Raw genomic sequence first — 8,646 nt, forward strand, 5'->3', positions numbered from 1 at the left:
TTGATGATGTGAGTCTGGCCCCTTACGAGCGCAGCCCGCGGCCGCGCTGGATCAGGTACCAGGCGAGCAGGTAGAACACCACGATGAAGGCCACCAGCACCGCCATGGTGAACGCCAGCGGCACGTCGCTGATGCCGAGGAAACCGTAACGGAAGCCGCTGATCATGTAGACGATCGGATTCAGCTTCGATACCGCCTGCCAGAACGGCGGCAGCAGCGTCAGTGAGTAGAACACGCCGCCCAGATAGGTCAGCGGTGTCAGCACAAAGGTCGGGATCAGGCTGATGTCATCAAAGGTGGTGGCAAACACCGCGTTCAGCAGCCCGGCCAGCGAGAACAGGATCGCCGTCAGCAGCAGCGTCGCGGCAATCACCCACCAGGCGTGGACATGCAGCGGCACAAAGAACAGGGAGACCACCGTCACCAGCACCCCGACGCAGATGCCGCGCGCCACGCCGCCGCCGACATAGCCGGCGATCACCACGTGGGTCGGCACCGGGGCCACCAGCAGCTCCTCAATGTTGCGCTGGAATTTGGCGCTGAAGAACGACGACGCCACGTTGGCGTAGGAGTTGGTGATCACCGCCATCATGATAAGCCCCGGCACGATAAACTGCATATAATCAAAGCCGTGCATCTCCCCAATGCGTGAGCCGATCAGGTTGCCGAAAATGATGAAGTAGAGCGTCATGGTGATCACCGGCGGCACCAGCGTCTGGATCCAGATGCGGCCGAAGCGGTTAATCTCTTTGTACCAGATACTTTGCAGTGCCACCCAATAAAGACGGGTCATACGTTTTCTCCCTCGTTGCCGTTCACCAGGTTAACGAACAGCTCTTCCAGCCGGTTGGCTTTGTTACGCATACTGAGCACCTGGATGCCCTGCTTGCTCAGCTGGCTGAACAACCCGTTCAGCCCCTGCTCGCGCATCACGTCCACTTCCAGGGTGGAGGTGTCCACCAGTTTGCTCTTATACCCTTCCAGCTTCGGCAGCGGGCTTTTCGCCGCCAGATCGAGCACGAAGGTCTCTGATTTCTGCGTCGCCAGCAGCGCTTTCATGCTGGTGTTTTCCACCAGTTCGCCGTTCTGGATGATGCCGATGTTGCGGCACAGCATCTCCGCCTCTTCCAGGTAGTGCGTGGTGAGGATAATGGTGGTGCCCTGCGCGTTGAGGTCTTTCAAAAAGCCCCACATGGAGCGGCGCAGTTCAATGTCCACCCCGGCGGTCGGCTCATCGAGGATCAGCAGTTTCGGCTCATGCATCAGTGCGCGCGCAATCATCAGCCGGCGCTTCATGCCGCCGGAGAGCATCCGCGCCCGCTCGTCACGCTTGCCCCATAAATCGAGCTGCGTCAGGTATTTCTCCGCCCGTTCCAGCGCCTCACGGCGTTTTACGCCGTAATAGCCGGCCTGGTTGACCACAATCTGCATCACGGTCTCAAACGGGTTGAAGTTGAATTCCTGCGGCACCAGCCCAAGCTGGCGTTTGGCGTTGACGATATCGTGGTCAATGTCATAGCCAAACACCCGCACCTTACCGGCCGTTTTGTTGACCAGTGAGCTGATGATGCCGATGGTGGTGGATTTCCCGGCGCCGTTCGGCCCAAGGAGGGCATAAAAATCACCGGCCTCGACCTTCAGGTCAATGCCGCGCAGCGCCTGTATCCCACCTGCGTAGGTTTTGGTCAGCTGCGTGAGTTCCAGTGCATATGTCATAAACGTTAAATCACCTTGTGCTGTTGTTTCTCTGATCCCGCCGTCAGGATCAGATTTCAAATTCGTGATGTATGTCCTATATTAAAGCTGCAATCTGCGCGTTACAGATTGTTCACACTTCATATGAGATTGATGATATCCCATGAAAGAAATCGAAAGGCTTATTGCCAACAACCGCGCCTGGTCTGAAACCATCACCCAAGATGATCCTGCTTTCTTTGAGCGTCTGGCCCAGGCCCAGAAGCCGCGCTTCCTGTGGATTGGTTGCTCTGACAGCCGGGTACCGGCGGAACGCCTGACCGGCATGGAACCGGGCGAGCTGTTTGTACACCGCAACGTGGCCAACCTGGTTATCCATACCGATCTCAACTGCCTCTCCGTGGTGCAGTACGCCATTGACGTCCTGCAGGTGGAACACGTGATTGTCTGCGGCCACTACGGCTGCGGCGGTGTCGCGGCGGCGGTCGAGAACCCGGAACTGGGCCTGATCAACAACTGGCTGCTGCACATCCGCGACCTGTGGTACAAGCATAGCGCGTTACTCAGCGAACTCCCGCCTGATGAGCGCCTGAATACCCTGTGCGAGATCAACGTGGTAGAGCAGGTGTATAACCTCGGCCACTCCACCATTATGCAGGGTGCCTGGAAACGCGGGCAGAAAGTGATGCTGCACGGCTGGGTTTACGGCTTGCAGAACGGTCAGCTGAATGACCTGAACGTCACCACGGCCAACCGTGAAAATCTGGAAATGAACTACCACAACGCCATTGCCAAGCTGTTGCCGGGCGTCTGACCGGCAAGCACGGAGCATAGCCAATACCGCAGCGTAAAAATTAGCTTTCCAAGCGCTTTTACCCTGCGGTTTTTCAGGATGAAACAAGGGCGTAAAGGGGGTTACTCCGCAGCCGGCACCACATTGCCGATGTAGGGCAGGTGGCGGTAACGCTGGGCGTAATCGATTCCGTACCCGACCACAAATTTGTCCGGGATCGAGAAACCGACATACTCCACCGTCACGCTGACTTCCCGGCGTGACGGTTTATCCAACAGGGTGCAGATGGCCAGCGATTTTGGCTCACGCAGCGCCAGGATTTCGCGCACCTTGCTCAGGGTGTTGCCGGAATCGATGATATCTTCCACGATCAGCACATCCTTGCCCCGGATATCCTCATCCAGATCTTTCAGGATTTTCACGTCGCGGCTGCTGGACATGCTGTTGCCGTAACTGGAGGCGGTCATGAAATCGACTTCATGCGGCACCTCAATCTGGCGGCAGAGATCGGCCATAAACATGAACGAACCGCGCAACAGCCCAACCAGTACCATGTCGCTGCCGCTGTCGCGGTAGTCATGGGTGATTTGCCGGCCCAGCTCAATGATGCGCTGCCTGACTTCCTGCTCGGAAATCATGATTTCTACGGTGTGTTTCATAAATAATTTGTCTGTTACCTGTACGGGGTATCAGAGTTTAACATAGCCCCTGCGGCGGATCGACGCGGCGGCTTTTCAGACTCCCGGCCTGCGGGTTATCGCCCGGAGCCGCTATACTCAAGGTATCTTTCCGCTCCAGACCCCCCTTTCCCGGCACGCCCGCCGGGCGCGCAATAAATTTGGTGCGTGAATAAGTAAGTGTGATAACGTCTGCTAACCATGAATAAGTCACTGATGGCAATGAAACGAACGACACTGATGATGCTGCTGCTGGGGCTGCTGGGCTTCTCCTCTGCCAGCCAGGCACTGAGCGACACCGAAGCGGAAGACCTTGCCGATTTGACGGCGGTGTTTGTCTACCTGAAAAATAATTGCGGCTACCATGACCTGCCGAACAACCAGATCAAGCAGGCGATTGTCTATTTCGCCCAACAGAACAGCTGGGATCTCAGCAACTACAACACCTTTAACATGCGCAAGCTGGGCGAAGAGAGCTACCGCGACCTGAGCGGCATCGCTATCTCCACGCCAAACAAGTGCAAAGCCCTGGCCAGGGATTCTCTGGGCCTGCTGGCTTACGCACAGTAACCCGCCGGTTGCCCGTTACGCGGGCACTTATTCCTTTTTTCACACCACGCCCCCGGTTTTTTTCAGCATAATCTCCTGCGGCGCGCCGCCCTGCCCTGCGCCTTGATGGGGTGCGTCGCCCACCTCTCCTGCGCCTGCCGCTGCCAGCGCAAGGGATTACAATTTTTTCCAGCGTTTATGCAACCGGTTTACTAAAACAGTGTTTCTTATTGGTCGATTAGCGCAAAAAGAACCACTTATTTCTTGTTAAATATTTGTTGATTTAAGTTGGTTATTTTCTGGGGAAATTAAGTTTTAAATGCTTGTGCCCGGCGTTAAATCAGGATAGGTTATTACTAACTATTTATTAACACTTAACCGGCCTTAAGTTAAATTTATTTTTCTTCCTGTTAACGTTATTTCTTTTAATTAAGTCAAATTTATTTCCCCCTCTCAGCCCGCGATCTTTGCAGTAAGTTAAATTAACAGCGTATTGCAGATGCCCTAAGTCAATTAATCAGCCATATGGCCGGTTTATTTGCGTTACGGCCATTGTTAAGCGACTGTTTTTATTGATTTTAAATTAAGCTATTTATCCCGCCTTATTCTGCCGTTAGCATTCCCGCTCTTTTTTTACACTCACCGCTCCCGTTAATTACTCTAAAGAATGCTAATGATGAAAACATCCTTTTGCACTGCGTTTGCCGCCACCTTCGTGACGACCGGCGTATTGCTTTCTGGCGTCGCCAACGCCGGGGAAAATCCGTTCAGTGCCTCTACCCGTAATTACGCCAGCGCCGGCGTGGAATATTTCAAATGGGATGAAACCGTCGATAATCTCGACCGGAAATATGTGCAGGAGCACGGCCCGCGTTTCCGGGTGAATACCGGTGCGAATAACTACGTGGATGCCCGCCGGGGCCTGTTGAAAGGCTGGGAAATGAGCCTGATGGCCGGGGCAGTCAGCTACCGCGGCGGCGCGCTCGACCCGAAATACAATCTGCCGCCCGGCTCACTGAAAGGCACCACCTGGTACACCGGTTACAGCGCAGACATGACCCGCGGCTACCGGTTCCGCGCCTCAGACAGCGTCTCATTTGACCTGAAAGGGTCGCTGGGTGCCCAGGCGTGGCTGCGTAACATTCATTCGGACGAGGTCTATGTGGCGTCTGAGCAGCGTACCCGTCGCTTTAGTGCGGTAGAGGTCTCGCTTCAGCCTTACGCCAAAGCCGGTGCCGGAATGAACTGGCAGATGACACCGTCAACGCAGGTGAGCCTGGAAGGCGGCGCGCTTTACCCGATCAAGACCTGGACCCACAGCAACGCCGGGGATGTCTGGTTGCAGCCAAAATCACGCCTGTCACCGTACGCAGCCCTGACCTGGAACGTGACGCGCGATGTGTTTGTGAAAGCCTATTACGTGCACCAGAAATTTGGGAAGTCGGATAGCGAACGCGGCATGTTGGGCGACAAAGCGGTAAACTTCTACCAACCTGCCACCACCAGTTCGTCAGCAGGCCTGGAGTTTGGCTTCTACTACTAAGGAATCACAGGTCATGGATGCCGGACACCGCCGGCCAGTTACTGGCCGGCCCCTTCAGCGCCCGCTGATGAAAGCACGGTATTTCGCCACCACCTCCAGAAAGTCCTCCAGGCCACACAGCGACAGGCTCTCCTCGTTGTAGTAACTCATCCCCTCTTCCATCTCGTCGCCTTCAAACTCCAGCAGATTGGCACGCACCATCACCTCTTCCCCATCCAGCCAGAGCGTATACTCGCGCCCTTCACGCTGCCACTGGCGCTCGGTGCCTTTGACGTTGGCCGCCTGCTTCTCCACCTCGTCCAGCAAGGCCAGATCGCCTTTTACCTCTTCATTGAACCAATGGCCCACCACTTCGTGGCCCATTGAGAACCGCACCTGCACCTGGCCGGTGATATCCCGTAAAAATTCGTAGTCCATGATGTTCTCTCCCCGGTTGATCCGCTAAGTGTAACCCGTTGCTGCCCGGCAAAGCGCTGTACCGCGCCCATTTCCGTGCAGGGCAACGCGGCTGCCCCGTAAACATAGCGCATAAAAAAAGGAGGCCCAGGTGGGCCTCCTTGTTGCGTCGCGCACTATAGCGGCTTACACCGCGGTTTGGAAGATAACGCCATCCGCTTTTTCGGTGTACTGGTTCAGCTGGTCAAAGTTCAGGTAGCGGTAGGTATCCACTGCCGTCTTATCGACCTGCGCCATGTACGCCTGGTACTCCTGCGGGGTCGGCAGGCGGCCCAGCAGTGAAGCGACTGCCGCCAGCTCAGCGGACGCCAGGTAGACGTCAGCACCGTTGCCCAGGCGGTTCGGGAAGTTACGCGTGGAGGTGGAGACCACCGTCGCGCCATCCGCGACCCGCGCCTGGTTACCCATGCAGAGCGAGCACCCAGGGATCTCGATGCGCGCACCGCTCTTACCGAAGACGCTGTAGTAGCCCTCTTCCGTCAGCTGTGCGGCGTCCATCTTGGTCGGCGGGGCGACCCACAGGCGGGTCGGCAACTGGCCTTTGTGCTGGTCCAGCAGTTTACCGGCCGCACGGAAGTGGCCGATGTTGGTCATGCAGGAGCCGATGAACACCTCGTCAATGTGGCTGTTGGCCACGGTGGAGAGCAGGCGCGCGTCGTCCGGGTCGTTCGGCGCACACAGGATCGGCTCTTTGACGTCAGCCAGATCGATCTCGATCACCGCCGCGTATTCGGCGTCGGCATCCGCTTCCAGCAGTTGCGGGTCAGCCAGCCACTTCTCCATGCCCTGGATGCGGCGCTCCAGCGTACGGCGGTCGCCGTAGCCTTCGGCAATCATCCACTTCAGCAGCACGATGTTGGAGGTCAGGTATTCAATGATCGGCGCTTTGTCCAGCTTGATGGTACAGCCGGCCGCAGAACGCTCTGCGGAGGCGTCCGCCAGTTCGAAGGCTTGCTCTACCTTCAGCTCCGGCAGGCCTTCGATCTCCAGAATACGGCCGGAGAAGATGTTCTTCTTACCCTTCTTCTCAACGGTCAGCAGGCCCTGCTGGATCGCGTAATAAGGGATGGCGTGCACCAGGTCACGCAGGGTGATGCCCGGCTGCATTTTGCCTTTGAAGCGCACCAGCACGGATTCCGGCATGTCCAGCGGCATGACGCCGGTCGCCGCGGCAAACGCCACCAGACCGGAACCGGCCGGGAACGACAGCCCGATCGGGAAGCGGGTGTGGGAGTCACCGCCGGTGCCGACGGTGTCCGGCAGCAGCATACGGTTCAGCCAGGAGTGGATGATGCCGTCACCCGGGCGCAGCGACACGCCGCCACGGTTCATAATGAAGTCCGGCAGCGTGTGGTGGGTGGTCACGTCCACCGGCTTCGGATAGGCCGCGGTGTGGCAGAAGGACTGCATCACCAGGTCTGCGGAGAAGCCGAGGCAAGCCAGGTCTTTCAGCTCGTCACGGGTCATCGGGCCGGTGGTGTCCTGCGAGCCGACGGAGGTCATTTTCGGTTCGCAATATTCACCAGGGCGCACACCGGCAACGCCGCAGGCGCGGCCCACCATTTTCTGCGCCAGGGAGAAGCCTTTGTCACTGGCCGCTACCGGGCGGGCGCTGCGGAATACGTCGCTGTGCGGCAGGCCGAGCGATTCGCGCGCACGCGAGGTCAGGCCACGGCCGACGATCAGCGGAATACGGCCGCCGGCGCGGACTTCATCCAGCAGCACGTCGGTTTTCAGCGCAAAGGTGGCGATCAGTTCATTGGTGTCGTGGTTGCGCACTTCCCCTTTGTACGGGTAAATGTCGATCACATCACCCATATTCAGGTTAGAGACGTCCAGCTCGATCGGCAGTGCGCCCGCATCTTCCATGGTGTTGAAGAAGATCGGGGCGATTTTGCCGCCCAGCACCACGCCGCCGCCGCGTTTGTTCGGCACGAACGGGATGTCGTCACCCATAAACCACAGCACCGAGTTGGTGGCGGATTTACGGGACGAACCGGTACCGACCACGTCACCGACGTAGGCCAGCGGGAAACCTTTCTGGCTCAGCGCCTCGATCTGTTTGATCGGGCCGACGCTGCCCGGCTGGTCCGGCTCAATGCCTTCGCGCACGTTTTTCAGCATCGCCAGCGCATGCAGCGGGATGTCCGGACGCGACCAGGCGTCCTGCGCCGGGGAGAGGTCATCGGTGTTGGTTTCACCGGTAACTTTGAACACGGTAACGGTGAGTTTGTCCGCCAGTTGCGGGCGGCTCAGGTACCATTCGGCTTCCGCCCAGGATTTCATCACCTGCTGCGCATACACATTGCCGGCCTGCGCTTTCTCTTCCACGTCATAGAAGTTGTCGAACATCAGCAGCGTGTGGGACAGGGCCTTGGCCGCGATCGGGGCCAGTTGCTCATGGTCCAGGGCTTCAATCAGGGGCTGGATGTTATAGCCGCCCTGCATGGTGCCCAGCAGTTCGATGGCTTTTTCCGGGGTAATCAGGGGAGAATGGGTGTCGCCTTTAGCGACCGCGGCCAGGAAGCCGGCTTTTACGTAGGCAGCTTCATCAACGCCCGGCGGTACACGGTTAATCAACAGGTCTAACAGGACTTCTTCTTCGCCCGCGGGCGGATTCTTCAGTGACTCAACCAGCGCGGCCATTTGGGAAGCATCTAATGGCTTGGGGGCAATGCCCTCTGCAGCACGCTCGGCTACGTGCTTACGGTATTCTTCTAGCACGACTCTCTCCTCGCTCTCATTGTCATTTATTGTGCCTGGCTATCCATATTCATACCGGTGTAAAACCTGCCGCCCTGCGCACAGGGTTTTTCGCCTGATGAGATTCTTTGCCTTTTCAACGCTCGACTTCATGAAACGCCACAGCACTGCGGTCAATCACCTGGGCTGTTAAGGGTACAGCGCCCGGTTCCGCCCAGCCAGCATATCAC

General features: G+C 57.6%; 8 protein-coding genes. 3 read left to right on the forward strand and 5 right to left on the reverse strand.

Annotated elements, in window-relative coordinates:
* Positions 1–22 precede the first annotated feature (22 nt).
* Positions 23–793, reverse strand: a complete 771-nt coding sequence (locus tag CYR52_RS13795) for an ABC transporter permease (protein ID WP_072928898.1) — start codon at positions 791–793, stop codon at positions 23–25.
* Positions 790–1,716 (reverse strand): ABC transporter ATP-binding protein, encoded by a 927-nt coding sequence (locus tag CYR52_RS13800; RefSeq protein WP_101828780.1) that lies wholly within the window; start codon positions 1,714–1,716, stop codon positions 790–792. The genes CYR52_RS13795 and CYR52_RS13800 overlap by 4 nt, the downstream gene beginning before the upstream one ends.
* Positions 1,717–1,858: 142 nt before the next feature.
* On the opposite strand from CYR52_RS13800, the gene can reads away from it, so the two are divergent.
* Complete coding sequence (can, locus tag CYR52_RS13805) at positions 1,859–2,509, forward strand: carbonate dehydratase (RefSeq protein WP_072928893.1); 651 nt, start codon at positions 1,859–1,861, stop codon at positions 2,507–2,509.
* 101 nt (positions 2,510–2,610) lie between these two features.
* Here can and hpt read toward each other — a convergent pair whose 3' ends face one another.
* Positions 2,611–3,147 (reverse strand): hypoxanthine phosphoribosyltransferase, encoded by a 537-nt coding sequence (hpt, locus tag CYR52_RS13810; protein WP_072928891.1) that lies wholly within the window; start codon positions 3,145–3,147, stop codon positions 2,611–2,613.
* Positions 3,148–3,387: 240 nt separating this feature from the next.
* Here hpt and CYR52_RS13815 point away from each other — a divergent pair, with 240 nt between their 5' ends.
* A complete protein-coding gene (locus tag CYR52_RS13815; protein WP_072929109.1) occupies positions 3,388–3,735 on the forward strand; it encodes a YacC family pilotin-like protein in 348 nt (115 codons plus the stop codon).
* Positions 3,736–4,387: 652 nt separating this feature from the next.
* On the forward strand, positions 4,388–5,257 hold the full coding sequence (locus CYR52_RS13820) for a hypothetical protein (RefSeq protein WP_241506152.1): 870 nt from the start codon (positions 4,388–4,390) through the stop codon (positions 5,255–5,257).
* A 54-nt stretch (positions 5,258–5,311) separates the two neighbouring features.
* On the opposite strand, the gene yacL is transcribed toward CYR52_RS13820, so the two are convergent.
* Both yacL and acnB read right to left on the reverse strand, forming a co-directional pair.
* Positions 5,312–5,674 carry a protein YacL gene (yacL, locus tag CYR52_RS13825; RefSeq protein ID WP_072928889.1) on the reverse strand — a complete coding sequence of 121 codons (363 nt, stop codon included), beginning with the start codon at positions 5,672–5,674 and terminating at the stop codon, positions 5,312–5,314.
* 165 nt (positions 5,675–5,839) lie between these two features.
* Positions 5,840–8,437, reverse strand: a complete 2,598-nt coding sequence (acnB, locus tag CYR52_RS13830; RefSeq protein ID WP_072928887.1) for a bifunctional aconitate hydratase 2/2-methylisocitrate dehydratase — start codon at positions 8,435–8,437, stop codon at positions 5,840–5,842.
* Positions 8,438–8,646 lie beyond the last annotated feature (209 nt).

It is taken from the genome of Chimaeribacter arupi, assembly GCF_002858805.1.
Classification (GTDB): Bacteria; Pseudomonadota; Gammaproteobacteria; order Enterobacterales; family Enterobacteriaceae; genus Chimaeribacter; species Chimaeribacter arupi.